The following is an 18,408-nucleotide window of genomic DNA, read 5'->3' as shown; positions in this document are numbered from 1 at the left end:
ATTAGCCTCGATCCACCGAGTGCCCCGCATCCTGCGGATGGGCAATCAAGAAGAGGGGCCTGCTGACCTGCGATGATGGGAGTTCTGACGCTTCCAGCACGCACGATCAGCAAGGCACCTCGTAGAGGCAAGTTTCCCACACTCCGGCAGCGGTTTCCGCTGCGTTCGATGACCCGAATCTGATCGCGTATGCCGGGCTGCTGCCGGTGATGCGGCTGAGGGGCGGGGCTCGGCGCGGGCAGGGCCCGGGATCAGCCGGTCGGGGCGAGGGCGTAGCCCCACCACACACCGTGCTCCCTGACCAGTTGGATGTGTACGTGCTTGCCGCCCGTCAGGGTGAGTTCTGCCTCGGACGTGCCGCCCTGAGGTGACCTGAGACGCTGCAGGATCGGCCGGTTGTCGCGTACGGGTTCGGTACGGGCCGTGACCGGACCATCCGCTGCCGCCGCGGCGAGGGGACTCAGGAAGTCCGAGGACTCCCGGGTCACCGCCGTCCCGTCGGGGTAGCCGTCGTGCAGTTCGTCGATGCCCTTCACATCCCCGTTCGCCAGGCGCTGGACGAACACCGTCAGGAATGTACGCACCTCTTCGGGCGGACGCTCGCCCTCGTAGACGACGCTCACCTTCGGCGAGGCGGCGAGTGCGTACGGAGTGTCGTCGGTGCGGTTGAACCACCAGACGGCAGCCACGCACAGCACGACGAGGGCCGCCGCGGCCCCGGCGAGGGCGGTGGTGCGCTTACCAGCGCGGAGTGACATGGGCGATCCAGACTGAGTAGGGGTGGTTACGGCTACGGGCAGCTGCCATGGTCGACGTGCGGTAATTGCTGTTGTGCTGCGCGATGGTGACGCTGCTGCCAGACATGGCGATGACCACGGCCGCGTCCTGGATGGGCTTGTTGCTCTTGAACTTCCAGAAGACCACATCACCCGGGGTGACCTGACTGTCGCACTTGCGCCAGGTCACCTTCGCTTCCTTGTTGCGGGCCGCAGCCTCGGCGATCAACACGTCTATCAGCGGCCAGAAGGTCCCGGCTGCCGCCCAACGCTGGAACACGCCGTAGACAGTCGACCAGGAACCATACTCCGCCAGCTTGATGAGGCAGGTGGCGAGGCCGAGGAAGGCTTCGTGGATGTCGTCGCGTCGTTCCCAGCGGACGCGTAGACGTCGGAATCCGTGCAGCCAGGCGATCGTCCGCTCGACGACCCAGCGGTGAACGCCGAGGCCGGAGCCGTGCGGGACGCCGCGGCGGGCGATTACCGGCTTGATGCCCTGAGCCCGGACGAGGCGGCGGTACTTGTCGTGGTCGTAGCCCCGATCCGCCAGCAGCGTGTCCGGCCGCCGTCTCGGCCTGCCGACCAGGCCGGCCACGGACGGGACCTTCGCCGGCAGCGGCAGCAGCTGGGTGACGTCGTTGCGGTTTCCGCCGGTCAGCGACACCGCGAGCGGGATGCCCCGCCCGTCGACGAGGACGTGATGCTTGCTGCCCGGCCGGGCTCGGTCGATTGTTCGACTTCATGGCTGCGAAGCTGGCCGACTCCGAATGGACCGACGGCTGCCCGGTCGGGACGCCCGCCTTGGACGGCGGCAGCGATGTGGACAGGACGCGACCGCGTTGGCGACGATGGTGGTGGCCGCATATGAAGGCGCGACACTGCTCGCTCGTGTGCGCCGCTCCGTGGCACCACTGCAAACAGTGTCCGCGCAGTTGGAGATCCTGATCCGCGCTGCGCTCAACGAGGCCGCTGCAGCCTACTGAGCTGCCCCGAGTTTCGTAGAGTCCGATCTTGATTGGTTCAGGCGGACTGCGGGGTTTGTTCCTGGCTGCGCCAGAAGGCTTCCTCGTACTCGGTCGGCGGTACGTAGTCGAACGCGGAGTGAAGGCGTTCTTCGTTGTACCAGGTGATCCACTGGAAGATCGCCCGCTCGACCTGGTCGACGCCCTTCCAGGGACCCTGCATCTCGATCAGCTCGGCCTTGAAGGTCCCGTTCAGCGCCTCGGCCATCGCGTTGTCATACGAGTCCGCGACGGAGCCGACGGAGGCGGAGGCGCCGATGTCGGCGAGCCGGTCGGTATACCGAATTGATACGTATTGCGGACCGCGATCGCTGTGCTGTATCAGTCCGGAGTCCTTCTTGATCCGGCGCCGCCAGAGCGCCATCTCCAGGGCGCCCAGAGGGAGTTCGGTCCGCATGTGGTTCGCGAACCGCCAGCCGACGATCATCCGCGAGTACACGTCCAGGACGAACGCCACATACGCCCATCCCGACCAGGTGCGGACATACGTCATGTCCGCGACCCACAGCCGATCGGACCGGGAGGCGGTGAAGTCGCGGTCGACCAGGTCCGGCGGACGCGGCGCCGACGGTTCCGGAATCGTGGTCCGACGCCGCCGTCCACGGATGACGCCCTTTCAGGTCCAGCTCGGCCATCAGCCTCTCGACGGTGCAGCGGGCCACCCCGTGGCCCTTGCGCCGAAGCGCGCGGGTGATCCGGCGGGCGTCATAGGTGCCGCCCGACTCCCCGTGGACCTCCTCGATCAGCGGCATGAGCTGCTCGTCCCGGAGCCGGCGGGCCGACTTCGGCCGCTTCTTGCGGGCGAAGTACGTCGACGGTGACAGCTCCAGCACCCGGCAGACGGGATCGACCCCAAGGCCCCTCTCGCGCAGGTGGTCGATCACCTGCTCGGCCTCGTCCGGGGACGGTCGATCTCCTGGGCGAAAAACACCGAGGCGGCTTTCAGGATCTCGTTCGGCCGCCGCAACTCCGCTACTTCTTCACGGAGTTGCTTGAGCTCGTCCAGCTCGGCGGTGATCAGCTGCTCGCCGCGGTCGGCCTCGGCCTGACGGACCCAGCCGCGCAGGGCCTCCTTGTGGATGCCCAGGTCCTTCGCGACGTGTGCGATCGGGCGGCCGGTGGCGCGGACCTCGCGAATCGCGCGCTCGCGCAGTTCGTCCGGATATTTACGGGGTGCTGCCATGGTGCTGGTGGATCCCCTTCGCCAGGACCGTAACCCTGGCATCAGGGACTCCACAAATCTCAGTACAGCTCAGTTCTCACGGCTTCCCCCAAGGGTGGTTCAGAAAGACAGGACCGTATCCAGCCTCGCGATCCGGCGGGACATGCCCTCCGGAAGTGATGGAATTGTGCTGGAACGAGGAGGAAGTGGAAACACTCAGGGCGTTCATGTCAAGTTTGATCAGGACGCCGAGCCGCCGGACACCACCAGTGAGGCAGCGGACAGTGCGGACGCCGAGGTTCGTGGGCGTCAGTGAAACGTCAGCGGGACATCAGCGGAGAGCTGAAGAGTGGGGGCGCGCCGACAGGCCGGGCCTTCGTGTCACGGCCGCGCCGGGCCCGGTCCGGACCACACCGGGCCCGGCTGCCGGGGCGTGGCACGGCGTGGCGTGGCGTGGCGTTCGAACGAAAAGGGATTCGGGATGAAGAAGTTCAAGGCTGCTCTCCTCGCAGCCGCCGTCGTAGCGGGCGTGGCCGTCTCGGCCGCCCCGGCGCAGGCGCTCAGCCACTGCAACGTGGGCGGCGGGGTCGTCATCTGCGAGTACGGCGTGAGTGTCTACACGTTCTCCAACGGAACGAAGCAGGAATTCGCGATCGGCACCGACCTCGCGGTGTGGACGCGCTGGACGAACACCTCCGGCAACTGGACCTCGTGGACGTCCATGGGCGGCGAGTGGCGCAGCGGCGTCGGTATCCGTACGGAACATGTGAACCCGTACCAGTTCGCCATCGTCCTCAAGGGGACCGACGGCTGGCTGTGGGCCAACTGGCGTGACCACAACGGCAACTGGACCGGCTGGAGCCACCTCCCGGACCCGGCCTGACACCCCTGCCCCGCCCCTGGGCGGGGCCTCCGCGGGGCGGAAGCTTCCCCGGGGTGCAAGTACCTTCTGCGGTAAGGGCATACGAGCCCGGCGCATAGGCCACACGGACGTGCGGGCGCCGACGCGCCACGACCGTTGCCGCCATGAACAGCAACGGATTCTGGACCTCCCCGCGGACCGGACGGTCCGTGGCTCCATGGGGCACTGCAACCTCACCGTCCTCCAGCCCCCGTTCGACGTGGACCCTCGCACCCGCGGCCGGGCCCTGTCTTGCCAACGGCCCGTCGCGGGCCGCCGGGTTCGCGGCCTCCTTCGGTACGGTCGAGGCGGTCCTCGAAGGCGCCGGAGCGGCTGGCCTGGGCGTCGAACTCGTCCAGGGCCAGCGCCCCGGCGCGGGGCGTGGACGGCGAGGGTCAGGGCAGGCCGCAGCGGGAGAGGGTGCCCCTGCCGCCGGAGGATCTGCGGGCCGTCCTGGCACCGGTCGACCTGGCGTGGGCGCGGCTGGAACAGTCGGGCGCCCGGCAGCTGGTGGCCTCCAGCACCCGCACCGAGCCGAAGACCGTGGAGGGCTACGCGGGCCGTGCGGATGCACCGCAGGTCCTCGCCGACCGGCTCGCCCGGCGTCTGGCCGAGCAGCTGCGAGCCGGCGGCCAGATCACCGAGCCGGTGGGCTGGCTGCTGGCCCGTGGCCTGCCGCAGCGCCGGGAGTGCGGCGATGCCCGTTGCGACGACCGGGCGCCGCTCGACTCCGGCCGGGACTGCCCGCGCTGCGCGGAGCGCCAGGAAGACCGCCGGGACCAGCGCCGCGCAGTCGCGGCCGCCGTCGGCGCCGCGATGCCCAGGGCCTCGGAGGCGGAGCGGCGGGCGGCCACCGTCACGCAGCTGCACCAGGACGTGACGGCCAGGACGTGGGCGAAGGCGTACGAGTGGGAGAAGGTCCGTGCCCGGCAGGCCGCCGCAGCTCTGGCCCGTGCCGAAGCCGCGGCCGCGCATGCCGAGGACCAGGTTCCGGTCGCGCCGGCGGCTCCGGCCGTGCTTCCCGCGCCCCTGTCCGGCCGTCGCCGTCCCAGCCCCGGGGTCGCAAACGTCGACGACGACCAGGAGCTGGTCCTTGAGGACCTGACCTGCGAGCAGGTGCTGGACCGGCGCAACCGCGCCGCCGCCGACCGATGAAGGCGGCCGTCGCGCGGGCCATCGACAGCAGGTCGAAGCCGCGCAGCGCGAGTACCGCGTCCAGGCGGGCAGTGGCCTGTTCGAACTCGCCGAGGGAGGCCTGGGCGCCCGCCCTTGGGCAGTTCCAGGGCCGCGGAGAAGTCCATGCGGTTCAGCGTAGGCGCGCCCTGCGGGCCTTCTTGACATCCGCCGGAACAGGGTGGTGCGCCAGTAGACTCCGGGACACGCCAGATGCCCGTAAACCCCTCGCCGGCCGTCGTCTTCACTTCATCGGGATCGGGGGGTGCGGCATGTCCGGTCTGGCCCTCGTGGCCCGGGAGCTGGGTGCCCACGTCACCGGCAGCGACGCCAAGCAGACCATCTACACCGCCTCTCTGGAGCGCAACGGCGTGAGCGGGGTGAGGATCGGCCACGACGTCGCGCACGTGCCGGACGCTCCGGCCGAGGTGGTGTTCTCCAGCGCGATCCGGCCGGAGGACCTCGAGCGGGCCGAGGCCCGCCGCAAGGGCCTGGGAGAGATGCACCGCTCGGGGCTGCTGACCAAGTTCACTGCCCTGCACGAGACGGTCGCGGTCGGCGGCGCGCACGGCAAGTCGTCCACCGCCGCACTCCTCGCGCACGTCCTGACCGTCTGCGGGAAGGACCCGAGTTACGTGGTCGGCGCGCTGCTGCGCCCGCCGGGCGTGCACGCGGCGGCCGGTGCCGGCGGGACGCTGGTGATCGAGGCGGACGAATCCGACAAGAGCCTGCTGAACTACCAGGTTCACACCGCCGTCGTGACGAACGTCGACCTCGACCACGTCGGTGACGGCGGGGCCTACCACGACATCACCGACGTGGCGAAGGTGCTCGGCGAGTTCGCCACCAACGCCAAGAACGCCATCGTCTCCGCGCAGGCCGCCGGACACCTGGCGCAGTTCGTGGCCGAGATGACCATCGTCGAGCCGGAGCTCGTCGACGGTGAGCCGATGCGGTTCCGCCTCCACGGCGAGGACTACGAGGTCAACCAGCCAGGCGTCCACCAGCTCCACAACGCCGCCCTCGTCGTCGAGGTCGCCCTCGCCCGCGGCTGCGCGCCCGAGGGAATCCGAGCGGCGCTGCTGTCGTTCCCGGGCCTGGCGCACCGGTTCGAGCTGCGCGGCCGCGCGCCGGCCGGGGCGCGGGTGTACGACGACTACGCCCACCATCCCGTCGAGGTGGCCGCCGCGCTGGCCGCGGCCCGGCAGGTCGCGAAGGGGAGCAAGGTGCTGGCGGTGTTCCAGCCGCACCTGTTCTCCCGAACCCAGCAGTTCCAGACCGAGTTCCTCGACGCGCTCGCCACGGCGGACCTCGCGTGGGTCGAGCCGGTCTACCCGGCCCGGGAGAATCCCGAGAAGTGGACGCACGTCGCCGAGCAGCTCGCCGCCGACGTCGCCGCCCGGGGCCCGCAGACGCGGGTGTCGCCCGGCCGGACGGACCTCGCCCGGCTGTTGCTGGACGAGGCCGCCGACGGCGACGTGGTCATGCTGATCGGCGCCGGCGATGTCAACGCCCTCGCCGAGCCCCTGGTCAGCCGACCTCATACACCCCGTCCGCGCCCTGCGGCACCCATCCCGTCTCGGGGACGTGCCGCAGGGCGCAGCCATGTCCGCCGGGGAGAGCGGCCCGGACGGCGGCGGCCTGGGCGTCGCCTTCCGGGCCCCAGCCGAGCAGCAGATTGGCGTGCGCTGCGGGGACGAGGACGCGCCGGTAGGTCTCCCCGGTGTCCGGATCAGGCGCGGCCGGCCCGATTTCCAGGAGCGGCGCGGTCATCCGCAGCTGTAGATACGGCGGTCGTCCGGCCTCGGTGACCTGCTGGAATCCGAGCACGGTGGGCCGGCCGTGGCGGGCGGCTGCTTCCTCCATGGACTCGCGGGCGAGCGTCGCTTCGCGGGTCTCGCCGCGCTCCGGCCGTCCGCCGGGAAGACCCGGAGAGCCGTGGTGGTCGACAACGACCAGAACCCGGCCGCGCGGGTCGGTCAGCCATCCCCATACCTGACGCACGGTCTGTTCCTCTGCGGGAGTGGGGGTCCGGGCGTGCCAGGAGAAGCGGGCAGCAGTGCGTTCGGACTTCGAAGGCCGTCCGCCGGGTCGCAGACCGTCGTTCAGGTACGCGGCCGCCTCGCCGAGAAGACCGGTACGGGCCGCCGTACGCACCCTGGCCCGGGCCGCCGGGGGCAGGGCGGTCAGGAGCTGGCCGAAGGGAACCGTGCGCCACCCGTCGGGCAGCGGGCCGGGGTCGGGCAGTGGCCCGCACCAGGCGACGTGGTGCACGGCGCTGCTGCTGGTGGTGTCGGTCACGGTCAGCCGTATGCCGTCGGGGTCGAGGCCGAGGGCTTCGGCCAGGTCGTGCAGCGCCGCCTGGATACCCCCGGCCCGGGACAGGGCGGCGGGCGGGGAGCCGTCGGGGCCGGTGATGAGCCGGCCGTCGGCCCGGGCGGCGAGCAGCGTGACGGTGCTCATGCGACGGCGGTGGCGTCGGCGCCGTATGCGGCGATGGCCTGGTCGTGCAGGGCGGAGAACGCCGCCGGGCTGGCGTCGTACCCGGCGGTGGCGACCAGCAGGCCCTTGCCGTCGCGGTCGGGCGGGAGCGGCAGGTCGCCACCAGCGCTGATCGCGTAGGCGGGGGTGCCCTCCAGACGGATGAGTTCGGTGAGGCGGACGTTCGCGTCGGGGGCTTCGCCGCCGGGGACGGCGGCGTCGCCGACGGGCAGCACCCAGACGGTGTCGGCCTCGGACAGGCCGAGCGCCCAGGCGGGGACGTCGCGCTGGTTCTTGCGGCCCCAGGGGGCGACGGCGATCACGAGGTGGCGGTCGGGGTGGGCTTGGCGCAGGGCTTGGAGGAGGGCGGCGGCCTGGCCGGGCTGGCGGGCGTTGTCGTCGACGAGGACGAGGTGGTCGTCGTGGTGCATCGTGCTCATCCTGCGGCGCGGCAGGCGGAAGCCGGCGAGCGCGTCGGCGCTGTCGGCGGGAGCGATGCCGAGGTGCAGGGAGGTGACCAGGGCGCAGGCGGCGGCGGTGACCAGGTGACGGCCCGCGGCGGGCACGGTCCACGTGCCGGCGTGGGTGCCGTGCTGGGCGAGGCGGAAGGTGGTGCCGGTGGGGTCGGCGGCGGTGACGTCGATGCTCCAGTCGGCGTCCTCGCCGACGGTCTGAAGGGTCAGGGCCCGGTGGCCGGCCAGGCGGGGTGCGAGGAGGGCGGCGACCTCCTCGGGCAGGACGGCCAGGCGCGGTGGGACGGGCGCTTCGGTGAGGAAGCCGGCGAGGCTGCGCTCGAAACCGCTGGTGCCGGGCCCGAAGACGTCCTCGTGGTTCTGGATGAGGTTCAGGGCGATGACGATCTCCGGGGCGAGCGCCCGGTAGGCGCCCTGGTACTCGCACGCCTCGACGACCGCCCACTCGCCGTCCGCGAGCTGCCCGCCGCACAGCAGGCCGGGGACGTCGGCGCCGATATAGGCGGAGGGGTTCAGCGGGGCGAGGACGCGGTGGAGCAGGGCGGCGGCGGTGGATTTGCCGAGCGATCCGGCGACGGCGATCTGCCGCTTGCCGTGGGCGGCCAGGAGGTGCCGGACGAACGCGAGCCGGGCCATCCGCCGCGGACCTGCGCTGTGGTTGTCGCGGGGAAGGGCGCCGGTGGCGACGAGGTACTCGGCGCCGGTGGGGGCGGTGTTGGTGCCGAGGGTGACATCGACGCCTTCGCCGCTGAGGGCATGCGTGCGGTGGTTGGAGTCGAGGTCGTCACCACTCACGCGCATGCCCGCCTGGTGGGCGAGGGCGGCGGCCGGGGCGATGCCCTTGCCGCCCAGGCCGTTGAAGTGGACGTGCCGTCCGGCGAGCGGGCGCGGGGTGTCAGACATCGGTGGCGTCTCCTTCGAGGGCGGGCACGGTGGTGCTCAGGTCGCACAGGCCGGCAAGGCGGCCGTCGGCGTGGAGCTGTTCGTAGACGTCGCGGTCGTGAGGGGTGTCGATCTCCAGCCAGCCGCCGCAGGCCGGCACGGTGGTGGCGCGCCCGCCCGCCGTGAGCCAGGCGGCGAGCAGGGTGGTGGTGTCCCAGCCGGCCGCGGCCGGATCCTTGGCGACGGCGGCCCGGTAGAAGGCGGTCAAGTCGCGGGCGCCGGCGGGGCTCAGCCGCAGGATGCCCATGAACTGGGCGTGCACCTCGCCGAGTCCGGACGGCCTGCCGCCGATGGCGAGCAGGCGTCCGTCTGGGGCGGTCAGGAGCCGCTCGGCGTCGTCGAGTACCTCGCTCATCCGGGCCTGCCACAACGGCAGCCACCGGGTGTTCACCGGCGGGCACACGTCCGCGGGCGGCGCGGCCATCAGCGCGGTGAACACGCGCGGCTCGACGACGATGTCCCCGTAGGTGACGATCGCGCCGTGGTCGAGGGCGCCGGCGTCGGCGGCGGCCAGGAGGCTGGCGGCGATGCTCGCGTGTTCCCAGTCCGGGTTGTGCACGGTACAGGCGTGGGACACGTGCGCGGCGAGTTCGCCGGCCCGATAGCCGGTGACGAGGGTGGCGAGATGGCACCCGGCCATGTTCAGGCTGTGCAGGAGGCGGGTCAGCAGCGGGATGCCCGCGAGTGACAGCAGCGGTTTGGGGCGGGAGTCGCTCAGGGGGCCGAGGCGTGAGCCCCGGCCGGCGGCGAGGATGACGGCACGCATGGAACGTCCCCGGCCCTGCCCGCGGGCGAAGCAGTCGAGTACATCCGGCCCCGTGATCACGTCCGGCAGCTCGACGAGCGCGCGCACTCGGGCATGCGCCCGACGCCGCGCCACCAACCCCGGCCACCGGCCCGGACGTCCGGCCAAGACCTCGTCCACGCGCAGATAGCGGACTTCATCGCCCGAGATGCCTCCGGCCAGCCCCTGGGCGCGTACGGCTTCGAGCGCGGCGCTGACCCATGACGCGTACAGGGCCTTGCCGTGCTCCCGGCCGGTGATCGCGGTGCGGCAGAACGCCTCCAGCCCGGCCGCGTCCAGCCCCAGCGGCGCCACCTCTCCAGGGCATCGAGGACGAAGCCGGGTCCTTCCGGCGGGGAGCTGCCGGGGCAGGCCCATTTCGCTGAGGACCGTGGCAGTTCAGCGCCGCCGGCCGAACGGCCACCAGCCCCGCCGCGCGCGTCGGCGGCGGCGCCGGGCGGGCGGCTGGGGCGGCGTCGAGGGGCGCGGCGGGACCGGTGGACGTGCCGGGGGCGCGGGCTCAACGGGCACCTCGGCCGACTCGACCGGGCCGGGAGGCGCTGACGTTGGCGGTCCGAGGACGGCCGCAGGCGGCGGGCCTCCGCGGAACAGGCGGCATCAGTGGTGCGGGGGGTGAAGCGGGCGGCGGCGCGGCGGGCTGCGGGCTGGCGGTCCGTCGAGGTGCGGCCCGCCGCCGCACGGGCCTGACGAAGGGTGCGCTGGGCGAGGGAGAGCAGCGGCGGGCAGTCGGGCGGGCCGCACCGGCCGGTGGCGGCGGCGTAGGCCCAGTGAGCGAGCTGCCAGTGCTCCTCGGCGAACATCCGCAGCTCGGGCTTGCCCGCGCGACGCTGCGCGAGCGGTGGGCGGCCATCGCCCCCGAGCTCGTCGGGCACGTCGCCGCCGTGGCCTACGACGCCGACTCCGGCCAGCTCACAGCATGCCCGAAGTCGGCGGCCCGGGCGACGAAGACCCGGCTGGAGCAGACCCGCATCATCGCGGCCGCCAACCAGTCGGCGGGCCGGGCCGGACGGTCGCCCGCGCCTTGCGGATCCTGGCGCCCGGCACGGCGCCGGTGCCCGAGCCGGCCGACGTCGCTCCGGAGCCCACGGCCGCGCCCCCCGGGCCGGTGCGCACCCGGGAGACCGCCTCGGACGGCTACCGCCGCGCGCTCGCCGCACACCGCCAGGCCGCACCACCGCACCGGACGGACCCCGATATCCCCGCCGCCGTCGAACGGCAGACCGCCGCGCTGCGTGCACGCAGCGCCCACGCTTTCCCCGACATCTGGACTCCGGACATGGGCACCGCACACATCACCACCGAGACCGCCCGCATCCTGTGCCGCCGCCAGGCGGCGACGACCGGGGCCGCCGCGCTGCGCCGCGCCCGCGCGGAACGTGCCGGCCCGCCGCGGACGGCCGGGCAAGCGGCGTGATCTGGTGGGCGGCGGCCGGTGTCGCCGCCCACCGACGTCACTCGCCGGTCATTCCTCTTTCCGCTGCGGGCCCGTCCGGATCGCCCCCGACGGGGGCGCCGTCGTCGAGCGTGATGCGGACCGTGTGCTGGGTTCCTGGCTGACGGTGTCGAGTTTGTCGGCGAAAATTGAGCAAAGGAGATGAGGGAGATCGGGGGCGGCGCGAGAGGGATTATCTATGGAGTTCGAGGACGCAACGCGCATGTTTTCAACGTCGTAAACATCAAGGGAGATGTGATTTTCTTGGACGGCCAGCAGGGGCAGGCTGAGCTCAACTGGAGAAACTATTCACTCCTAAGGACGAATTAATGCTGAGCATAGAGGAGGCTTCCAGGCTGGCGGCGGATTTCTTGAAAAAGACCGTGCACAGCGAGTCCATGCCGATGGCTCTCATGGAAGGTGAACACGCTCACGTAGGAAGTGAAATTATGTTCGATTGCCAGTCGGTTGCCTTTATCCGTAGCGGCGACCCTCGCGATATGGCAATTGGAATCGGCTACGTGGCTGTAAATGCAGAGACTGGGGAGTGTCGTTTGCTCGGCGCTGTGGAAGCGGCCGACCTCGATCTGTTCTGACGGAACAGAACCCTGCTCCCCATCACCACGCTGGGGAGCAGGGTAACTGTGCGAGCCCCAGAAGCGGACAGTTCAGCTTCACGAGGACTGCCCGGGAGCGCATTGCCGAGTGCCTGTTCACGGCGAGGCTGAAACAGCTGGCGAGCAGCAGGGCTGCATGCACCGAGCAGGCCGCAGCCGTGCCCTGGGGCGAACCGGCTCCCCGAGCAAGCTCGCCGCCCTGCACTCGACGGCGACACAGCTGGGGCGGTGATGCTCGGCGCTGCGGCCCTGCTGGGCGGTCAGCCGCACCTGCGGTTCGTCCACGAGTCGTCAGCGCCGCCGTCGTACAGGGGACACCGGTACCCGGTCGAGGTGATCTCGCGGCGGCGATCATCTGCCCGGCCAGGCGGGGCTTGGTCTGGAACTGCACTTCGTCGGGTATCCCGGCCGCGTGGCGGCGTTCGGGATCAGCGCACCAGGAGTGCTCGGGCAGGTAGAGCCGGCGGTCGATCAGGGCCCGTCCCCGACGGGTGGCCAGGGCGAGGAGGAGGCGTGGCCCTTCTTCACAAAGCCCGTCTCGTCGACGACGAGAACGGCGCCGTCGGTCCCCAGGTGTTCGGCGGCGTAGGCGCGGATGTCGAAGCAGAGTCGATCGCCGCGGCGTCCGCGCTCGCCTACACCGCCCTCCAGGCCGTGGAGCAGGCACTGCCGGAGTACCGCAGCAGCGCCCTGGGACGGCTCGGACGGACCGAGGAAGCCGAGGCGGAGGCCCGGCGCGCGTACAAGACCGAGCGGGGGCGCCGCTGGTTCCAGCACAACCCGAACGGCGCCGACGCCATCGCCGCCGCGACGAAGGCCGCCACCGCGGCCCGGGAGCGCACCGCCGAGCACCTGCTGGCCACACGGCTGGAGCAGCCGCGCGAGCAGGCCGCCGCCCGGACCGCGAAGGCCGCGGCCGCGCCGTGGACGGACCGGCTGCCCGGGCTCGCCGCCCCCCCGCTGGACGACGACTCCACCGGGACGGTGATCGCATGACCACCGAGCTGAGCGGCGTCGACCTCGCCCGCCAGGCCCTGGTCGCGGCCCGGGAGACGGCGAAGAAGAACGGTGCCACCGCCAAGAAGCCGAAGCGACGTACCGGCACCGCCGTGGTGCAGCGAGGCGGACGCGAGCCGCTCGGGCTCGGCGCGGCGATCAGCATGATGATGACCGAGCGCGGCATGGTCGCCCCGGCCGCCGGCGGAAGCGTTCTCGCCGACTTCGACGCCATCCTCGCCGCGGTCGTGCCCGAACTCACCGGCCGCATGAAGGCCGTGGCGTTCGACGCGGACACCGGCCGCCTGGACGTCGTCCCCGACGCCCCGGCAGTCGGCACGAAGCTGCGCTGGAGCGCGCCGAAGCTGATCGCGGCGGCCAACCAGCAGGTGCCGGAGGCGAACGTCCGCGCCCTGCACGTCCTGGCGCCCGCGCCCATGAAGACCGGCCCCGCCGCAGCGGCCGCCGACCCGGTCCCACAGCCGACCACGCCTGCCGCACCGGTGGAACGCCGCATCCCGCCGGACGCCTACCGCCGTGCGATGGAAGCGCACCGCCAGGCTGTCCGGCCCTCCCAGGTGGACCCGGCCGTCGCGGAAGCGGTGGAGCGGCAGATCGCCGCGATGCGTGAGCTGAGCCGCCGGGCCTCCCCCGAATCCGATGTCGTTGCGGACCCCTCGACTATCGGCACCTCAGGGACCAGCCCCGTAGGAGTACCAGTACCAGATCTGTCCACTGTCCGTCCCTGGGAGACCTCGTGCGGGCGGTTCGTGGCGGCCTACTGTGGCGGGGTGAGCGAGGAGATGAACGGGTGTACCGGGCGGGTGCTGGTACTGGTGCTGCCCGAGGTGAATCTGCTGGACCTCGGTGGTCCCGTGCAGGTGTTCGACGCTGCGGCGCATCTCGGCGGCGGCTACCAGCTGGAGTACGTCGCCGAGGCGGACGATCTGCGGTCCGCCCAAGGCCTGCGACTGGCGGGGCTGGCATCGCTGCCGGCGAGCCGGGCAGCAGCCGGTGATCTGGTGCTCGTGCCGGGTCCCCGGCTGACCGGATCCGACCGGCTGGTGGCACCCGCCGTGGTGCGCTGGGTGCGCGAGGCCCACGACGCGGGTGCCCGGGTGGCGTCCGTGTGCAGCGGTGCAGTGGTTCTGGGGGAGGCGGGGCTGCTGGACGGCAGGGCGTGCACGACCCACTGGTCGCTCACCTCAGCGATGCGCGACCGGTACCCGCGGGCCCGGGTGCGTGAAGCCGCGCTCTACGTGCACGACGGGCGGATCAGCACCAGTGCGGGCATCTCGTCGGGGATCGATCTCGCGTTGTCCCTGGTCGAGCGGGAGCGCGGCCCGGAACTGGCCGCGGGAGTCGCACGTGAACTGGTGCTGTATCTGCGGCGGGACGGGGACGCGGCACAGATCAGTCCGTTCCTGCGGCACCGCGACCATGTCCAGCCCGCGGTGCACCGGGTGCAGGACCATCTGGCGCAGCATCTGGACGCCGCCTTCACCCTGCGTGAACTCGCTGGCATCGCCGGGCTGTCCCCGCGCGGTCTGACGCGCGCCTTCACCACGGCCACCGGCATTACCCCGTTCGCCTACCAGCGGCAACTGCGGCTGGAGCGGGCCCGCACCCTGTTGTCCGGTACCGACCTGACGGTGGAGGCGGTCGCGCTCCGGTGCGGATTCCGTGACGCTCGGCAGCTGCGCCGGGTGGTCGCCGACGCCTTCGGAGCCCCGCCCTCGCTGCTGCGCGCACCACTGCGGCCGACTGCCTGACGGGCCCGGCCTCCTCAGCGAAGGGCCTCTTTCCCGACCGCTTTCCCCGCTGCTTCCCCTTTCCCCTTTTCCCGTTTCCCGTTTCCCGTTTCCACGAGGGTCGACGGCACAGTGCTGCCAAAACGTGCCCGGATTGTTGAGGTATGTCTTGTTCGAGATGAGTTCCGGGGCACGCAAGGGGCACCGGGCGCTGCGCCGTATCGGCTGGGTACTGCTGGGCACGGCTCTGGCGGCCGCGTCCTTCGCGGGGATCGCCTTCGCGGGGGTGAGCGCGTCGATGGCCGACAGCTTCGCCGCCGCCCCCCGCAGATCCGATGCCAGGGTGTGGCCGGCCGCCCGGCCGGTGCCGGAGGGCAGGATCACGGTGGCGGTCGCGGTCAGCAACGAGGGCTCCGTGGCCACCGATGTACTCGCGCCCTACCAGGTGTTCGCCGAGTCACGGAAAATGTTCGTCTACACGGTGGCCGCCGAACGCCGTGTCTCCCCGCTGTCCGGCGGCGCCCATCTGCTGCCCGACCACACGCTGGCCGAGGTGGCGGACGGCACTCTGCCGGAACCCGACGTGGTGGTCGTGCCCGCCGTGTCCGACCCCACCGGCGCGGGCGAGGAGCGCTTGCGTCGGTGGATCGTCGAACGCCACCGCAAGGGCGCCCGGATCCTTGGAGTGTGCGCGGGCTCCGAGCTGCTGGCCGCCTCCGGTCTGCTCGACGACCGCGACGCCACGTCGTTCTGGTCCAACATCGACTCCCTGGAAAGCAGTTACCCGAAGGTCGGCTGGAAGCGCGGGCGGCGCTACGTCGAGGACGGGCGGGTGACCACCACCGCGGGCGTCACCTCCGGCACCGTGGGTGCGCTGCGGTCGGTCGAGGAACTGGCCGGCAAGGCGGAGGCGACCCGTATTGGAACCGGCCTGTCCTACCCCGGCTGGACTCCGGACGGACCGACCACGATACCGGCCAACCATCTCGCCCTCGGCGACCTCCCGTACGCTCTCAACGCCGCGTTCCCGTGGCTGCGCCCCACCACGGCCATCGGCCTGGTCGACGGCGTCGAGGAGATCGACGCGGCCGCCGCCTTCGAGGGATATGGCGGAGTCTCTTTCGCCACCCGGACGCTGGTGATCGGCGCCGGTGACACCGTCACCACCCGCCACGGCCTGGTCCTCGTCACCCGGCCGGCGAAGGGAGGCGCCCACGGGGCGGATCGCTTCGTGGTGCCCGGCGTCAAGAACGCCTCCGGCCTCGGCAGTACGCTGGGCGGCTGGGCCCGCCGCAACGGGCTCGCCGCCGAACTGCCCGGCGGAGGACGGCGGTCCGGGGAGTTCGGCTTCGATCCGGTGCTGCGGGACCTTGCCGAGCACAGCGACCGTCGTACGGCGCTGGTCACCGCGAAGTTCTCCGAGTACCCCTCGGCCCACCTGGAACTGACCGGCGCGTCCTGGCCCTGGCGGTCCACTCTGCTGGCCGCGGCGGCGGTCGTTGTGAGCGTGGGGGTGGGGCTGGCACCGACGGCGATCCGACACACGGTTCGACGGCGGCGCCCCACGGCGTAGCCGCAGGATGCGTGCGGATCGATCCTCAGGGCCTGTAGGAATGCCCTGGCCGTTGGAGACGTTCCGTGTGCGTTCCACACGACGTGTTCGACGCGCTGCGGGGCGTCCTGCAACCGGTGTGCTGGCGGCGGCCTCCGGCATCATCCCGATGTCCAGTCCCGCGCGCACCAGCTTCCCCAGGAAGTCGACCGTGGTCACCTCGAAGGCCACGTTGGTCGTCGGACCCGCCGCCGTGAAGACAGCCTCCCGTTGCCGCCGGGCGGCCGAACCCTTCGGTCGCTCCGGCGAGGGCCTGCCGAAGGGCGGACTCGTCCGGCACGCTCGACACGGTGCCACCCCGGTCACCACCGTGGCGCATCTGTGCGGCACGGGATGTGGGCCAGCCCGGCGTACGGCTGCGCTTCGACCTGGATATGCGCCAGCCATTCGACGCGTAGGCGGTGAGACTGCGGCTGCTGAGCACGCCGCCTCGGCGTGGGCGACGAAGGCCCGCCTGGAGCAGACCCGTGTTATCGCGGCCGCCAACAAGGCAGCAGGCCGCACCGTCGTGCGCGCCGTGCGGATCCTGGCGCCGGCACGGTGCCGGTGCCCGAGCTGGCCGACGTCGTTCCGACGCCCGCGAACGTGCCCGCCGGGCCGGCCGGCGCGCCCGGTTCGGCGCGGTGTCCTCCGGCCTCAGACGCCAGTACGCGACGTCGTTGGGCGCGATCCCGTCGAACCGGGCGGCGAGGAGCGCGCGTCGCCGCCCCGGTCGCGGGAGCCGAGCATGTCCAGGACGTCGTCGCAGAGCCCCTCCAGCGGCGGTCAGGTGAGGCCGGGTGCGGTGCTGCCCCCTTCGACTGGAGGGGTGTGGGCGGTGCCTCATACCACCGGAACAGCGATTCGCACTGGCAATTGAGTGTTTCCAGAAGAGGACAGTCTTGATGCATTCGACCCTCGAGGTGTTCGACCAGCCACTCAAATGCCTTCAATTCAGCGGAAATGGGTTATCGTCAGTTCATCGATCACGTGAACCTCCCGCCATCAAGGATGGAAACAAGACATTCGCACTCGCTATTTGACCGTTCGGTTGTGAGGGCTGTGGTGTGGGTGTGGGTTGGGCGTAGTTTCACGTCCGGCGACGCCGCCCGGGCCGCCGTCTCGTAAGCGGGGCGTGCTGCCGGGCGCGTCGTCGGCCTGGTCGTCCCAGGTGCACCGCAGGTCGCCGATTCGGGGTCAGGTCACTGGCCGTCACACTGAAAGGGCTTTGTCTGCGTGTTTTTGAGGACCACGCTTCGCAGGGCACCGTTCATAGCCGTGGCCGGCGCTCTTCTCGTCACGGGGCTGTCCGTCGAGTCCGCTCCCGCCGCCACCGCGCAGGGGGGCGAGGGGCTTCGGTCCGTCGTCTCGTTCGGGATCACCGGCTTCTCCGCCCAGAAGGCGAAGACCAGTTACACCCGGACACGCGGCAGCACCAGTGAGCCCTTCACGCTCACGGTCATCGACACGCGGGGCAAGGTCCGCGGCCGGATGGGCGGAACTGCTACCCAGTCCGAGAAGCTGAACGCGAAGTCGCACGACCGGAGCCGCACTCAAGATCGAGATCACCAGCGCGTCCGGAGTCGCCAAGGGCGGGGCGAGCGTCAACACCAAGATCACGCGCGGGAAGGGGTCCCGGCGCTGCCAGCCTTCCAAGGCGGTCAAGGGCAGTCTGAAGAAGGGCAAGACCTACACCGCGACCTGGAAGATCCACTCGCCGGGCAACAAGACCGTCATCCACAAGCCCGTTCCCGTCGCGACGATCAGCGTCCCCGGCGCGTCCCCGGACAACAGCACACCAGTGACCATGCGCGGCTTGCGCTGCGACCATGTGAAGTACCTGGGCAAGCCCGGCTGCGTCTACTCCTCCTGGCTGCCGAGCTTCACGCTGTCCCGCAAGGACAAGGCAGTCAAGGAAGCCGCCCAGCACGTCTACGACGCCCAGCGCAAGGTCAAGGGCAAGCCGGGCCTGTCCAAGCCCCTGCACCGCCTGACCACGAAGAAGAAGATCGACAAGAACCGGTCGATCGTCTGCAAGAAGAAGTACACCCGGCCCAAGGGGAAGTCCTGCGACGAGTACCCATGGCATCCACCCGTGAGGGCGGCAAGGAAGAGTCCAAGGGCCTGAGCAGCCACCGCATGATCAACGCCAAGCAGAACAGCAAGGCCGGCACCCGGCTCAACCAGTTCTACGGGAACAACCGGATCACGGACGGCGACGGCTTCTTCGTCAAGGTGAAGTAGCCCCACGATCCGGGTGGCCGGCCCCGTGGCAGGAAAGAACGG

17 protein-coding genes and 5 pseudogenes are annotated in these 18,408 nt (G+C 71.3%); 12 read left to right on the top strand and 10 right to left on the bottom strand.

The window, feature by feature from the left end:
* Positions 1-251 precede the first annotated feature (251 nt).
* On the bottom strand, positions 252-758 hold the full coding sequence (locus WA762_RS31955) for a hypothetical protein (protein ID WP_335940677.1): 507 nt from the start codon (positions 756-758) through the stop codon (positions 252-254).
* A 337-nt stretch (positions 759-1,095) separates the two neighbouring features.
* Positions 1,096-1,503, bottom strand: a pseudogene (locus WA762_RS31950) (IS5 family transposase); the annotation flags it as partial.
* A 40-nt stretch (positions 1,504-1,543) separates the two neighbouring features.
* Between WA762_RS31950 and WA762_RS35835 the strand changes: the two are divergent.
* Entirely contained in the window at positions 1,544-1,759 is a 216-nt protein-coding gene (locus WA762_RS35835) for an LmrA/YxaF family transcription factor (protein ID WP_443080729.1), read from the top strand.
* Positions 1,760-1,796: 37 nt separating this feature from the next.
* Here WA762_RS35835 and WA762_RS31945 read toward each other — a convergent pair whose 3' ends face one another.
* From WA762_RS31945 to WA762_RS31940, 3 genes and pseudogenes are all read right to left on the bottom strand, one after another.
* Positions 1,797-2,345 (bottom strand): IS3 family transposase, encoded by a 549-nt coding sequence (locus WA762_RS31945; RefSeq protein ID WP_335940682.1) that lies wholly within the window; start codon positions 2,343-2,345, stop codon positions 1,797-1,799.
* Between the two features lie 70 nt (positions 2,346-2,415).
* A pseudogene (locus WA762_RS35830) lies at positions 2,416-2,631 on the bottom strand (IS3 family transposase); the annotation flags it as partial.
* A 47-nt stretch (positions 2,632-2,678) separates the two neighbouring features.
* Positions 2,679-2,981 carry a transposase gene (locus WA762_RS31940; protein ID WP_335940675.1) on the bottom strand — a complete coding sequence of 101 codons (303 nt, stop codon included), beginning with the start codon at positions 2,979-2,981 and terminating at the stop codon, positions 2,679-2,681.
* Positions 2,982-3,441: 460 nt separating this feature from the next.
* Here WA762_RS31940 and WA762_RS31935 point away from each other — a divergent pair, with 460 nt between their 5' ends.
* The 3 genes and pseudogenes from WA762_RS31935 to WA762_RS31925 all read left to right on the top strand — a co-directional run.
* The gene (locus tag WA762_RS31935; RefSeq protein ID WP_335940673.1) at positions 3,442-3,843 is read left to right on the top strand and encodes a DUF8189 domain-containing protein; all 402 of its coding nucleotides are present in this window, start codon (positions 3,442-3,444) and stop codon (positions 3,841-3,843) included.
* Between the two features lie 399 nt (positions 3,844-4,242).
* Positions 4,243-5,016 (top strand): hypothetical protein, encoded by a 774-nt coding sequence (locus tag WA762_RS31930; protein WP_335940671.1) that lies wholly within the window; start codon positions 4,243-4,245, stop codon positions 5,014-5,016.
* Positions 5,013-6,524 (top strand): annotated as a pseudogene (locus tag WA762_RS31925) (UDP-N-acetylmuramate--L-alanine ligase); the annotation flags it as partial. The gene WA762_RS31930 and the pseudogene WA762_RS31925, both read left to right, overlap by 4 nt.
* Before the next feature lie 40 nt (positions 6,525-6,564).
* Here WA762_RS31925 and WA762_RS31920 read toward each other — a convergent pair.
* Genes WA762_RS31920 through WA762_RS31910 form a run of 3 tightly spaced genes read right to left on the bottom strand, consistent with a single transcriptional unit; the run spans position 6,565 to position 10,029 of the window.
* Entirely contained in the window at positions 6,565-7,497 is a 933-nt protein-coding gene (locus tag WA762_RS31920) for an NUDIX hydrolase (protein ID WP_335940669.1), read from the bottom strand.
* Positions 7,494-8,891: a Mur ligase domain-containing protein gene (locus WA762_RS31915; RefSeq protein WP_335940667.1), complete on the bottom strand. Its 1,398-nt coding sequence runs from the start codon at positions 8,889-8,891 to the stop codon at positions 7,494-7,496. The genes WA762_RS31920 and WA762_RS31915 overlap by 4 nt, the downstream gene beginning before the upstream one ends.
* The gene (locus WA762_RS31910; RefSeq protein ID WP_335940665.1) at positions 8,884-10,029 is read right to left on the bottom strand and encodes a phosphocholine cytidylyltransferase family protein; all 1,146 of its coding nucleotides are present in this window, start codon (positions 10,027-10,029) and stop codon (positions 8,884-8,886) included. Before WA762_RS31910 ends, WA762_RS31915 begins: the two co-directional genes overlap by 8 nt.
* 727 nt (positions 10,030-10,756) lie before the next feature.
* Here WA762_RS31910 and WA762_RS31905 point away from each other — a divergent pair.
* The 3 genes from WA762_RS31905 to WA762_RS31900 all read left to right on the top strand — a co-directional run bounded on the left by WA762_RS31905 (position 10,757) and on the right by WA762_RS31900 (position 11,763).
* Complete coding sequence (locus WA762_RS31905; RefSeq protein ID WP_335940663.1) at positions 10,757-11,149, top strand: hypothetical protein; 393 nt, start codon at positions 10,757-10,759, stop codon at positions 11,147-11,149.
* Positions 11,150-11,329: 180 nt separating this feature from the next.
* Complete coding sequence (locus WA762_RS35825; RefSeq protein WP_443080728.1) at positions 11,330-11,497, top strand: toxin glutamine deamidase domain-containing protein; 168 nt, start codon at positions 11,330-11,332, stop codon at positions 11,495-11,497.
* Positions 11,497-11,763 (top strand): hypothetical protein, encoded by a 267-nt coding sequence (locus tag WA762_RS31900; RefSeq protein WP_335940661.1) that lies wholly within the window; start codon positions 11,497-11,499, stop codon positions 11,761-11,763. The genes WA762_RS35825 and WA762_RS31900 overlap by 1 nt, the downstream gene beginning before the upstream one ends.
* A 343-nt stretch (positions 11,764-12,106) precedes the next feature.
* Here WA762_RS31900 and WA762_RS35820 read toward each other — a convergent pair.
* A pseudogene (locus WA762_RS35820) lies at positions 12,107-12,384 on the bottom strand (transposase); the annotation flags it as partial.
* A 392-nt stretch (positions 12,385-12,776) separates the two neighbouring features.
* On the opposite strand from WA762_RS35820, the gene WA762_RS31885 reads away from it, so the two are divergent.
* The 3 genes from WA762_RS31885 (at position 12,777) to WA762_RS35815 (ending at position 16,541) form a co-directional block, all read left to right on the top strand.
* On the top strand, positions 12,777-14,552 hold the full coding sequence (locus WA762_RS31885; protein WP_335940659.1) for a DJ-1/PfpI family protein: 1,776 nt from the start codon (positions 12,777-12,779) through the stop codon (positions 14,550-14,552).
* 157 nt (positions 14,553-14,709) lie between these two features.
* Entirely contained in the window at positions 14,710-16,104 is a 1,395-nt protein-coding gene (locus WA762_RS31880) for a DJ-1/PfpI family protein (RefSeq protein ID WP_335940657.1), read from the top strand.
* A gap of 329 nt (positions 16,105-16,433) precedes the next feature.
* A complete protein-coding gene (locus tag WA762_RS35815) occupies positions 16,434-16,541 on the top strand; it encodes a DUF6207 family protein (RefSeq protein WP_443080727.1) in 108 nt (35 codons plus the stop codon).
* A gap of 179 nt (positions 16,542-16,720) precedes the next feature.
* Here the strand turns inward: WA762_RS35815 and WA762_RS31875 are convergent.
* Positions 16,721-16,908 (bottom strand): annotated as a pseudogene (locus tag WA762_RS31875) (serine/threonine protein phosphatase); the annotation flags it as partial.
* A gap of 1,021 nt (positions 16,909-17,929) precedes the next feature.
* Between WA762_RS31875 and WA762_RS31870 the strand changes: the two are divergent.
* Together WA762_RS31870 and WA762_RS31865 are read left to right on the top strand one after the other, a co-directional pair.
* Positions 17,930-18,250 (top strand): hypothetical protein, encoded by a 321-nt coding sequence (locus tag WA762_RS31870; RefSeq protein WP_335940656.1) that lies wholly within the window; start codon positions 17,930-17,932, stop codon positions 18,248-18,250.
* Positions 18,205-18,366: a NucA/NucB deoxyribonuclease domain-containing protein gene (locus WA762_RS31865; RefSeq protein ID WP_335940655.1), complete on the top strand. Its 162-nt coding sequence runs from the start codon at positions 18,205-18,207 to the stop codon at positions 18,364-18,366. The genes WA762_RS31870 and WA762_RS31865 overlap by 46 nt, the downstream gene beginning before the upstream one ends.
* The last annotated feature ends 42 nt before the right edge of the window (positions 18,367-18,408 follow it).

It is taken from the genome of Streptomyces tyrfis (assembly GCF_037034285.1).
GTDB lineage: Bacteria > Actinomycetota > Actinomycetes > Streptomycetales > Streptomycetaceae > Streptomyces.
Note: the sequence above shows the minus strand (reverse complement) of the source record. Positions and strands in the feature narration are given on the sequence as shown.

Bases quoted from the DNA above. Each gene is read 5' to 3' on its own strand.
- WA762_RS31900 (WP_335940661.1), top strand. From the start codon at position 11,497: ATGCTGAGCATAGAGGAGGCTTCCAGGCTGGCGGCGGATTTCTTGAAA.
- WA762_RS31955 (WP_335940677.1), bottom strand. From the start codon at position 758: ATGTCACTCCGCGCTGGTAAGCGCACCACCGCCCTCGCCGGGGCCGCG.
- WA762_RS31920 (WP_335940669.1), bottom strand. From the start codon at position 7,497: ATGAGCACCGTCACGCTGCTCGCCGCCCGGGCCGACGGCCGGCTCATC.
- WA762_RS35825 (WP_443080728.1), top strand. From the start codon at position 11,330: ATGAGGGAGATCGGGGGCGGCGCGAGAGGGATTATCTATGGAGTTCGA.
- WA762_RS31885 (WP_335940659.1), top strand. From the start codon at position 12,777: ATGACCACCGAGCTGAGCGGCGTCGACCTCGCCCGCCAGGCCCTGGTC.
- WA762_RS31915 (WP_335940667.1), bottom strand. From the start codon at position 8,891: ATGTCTGACACCCCGCGCCCGCTCGCCGGACGGCACGTCCACTTCAAC.
- WA762_RS31940 (WP_335940675.1), bottom strand. From the start codon at position 2,981: ATGGCAGCACCCCGTAAATATCCGGACGAACTGCGCGAGCGCGCGATT.
- WA762_RS35835 (WP_443080729.1), top strand. From the start codon at position 1,544: ATGGACCGACGGCTGCCCGGTCGGGACGCCCGCCTTGGACGGCGGCAG.
- WA762_RS31865 (WP_335940655.1), top strand. From the start codon at position 18,205: ATGGCATCCACCCGTGAGGGCGGCAAGGAAGAGTCCAAGGGCCTGAGC.
- WA762_RS31880 (WP_335940657.1), top strand. From the start codon at position 14,710: ATGAGTTCCGGGGCACGCAAGGGGCACCGGGCGCTGCGCCGTATCGGC.
- WA762_RS31870 (WP_335940656.1), top strand. From the start codon at position 17,930: ATGCGCGGCTTGCGCTGCGACCATGTGAAGTACCTGGGCAAGCCCGGC.
- WA762_RS31935 (WP_335940673.1), top strand. From the start codon at position 3,442: ATGAAGAAGTTCAAGGCTGCTCTCCTCGCAGCCGCCGTCGTAGCGGGC.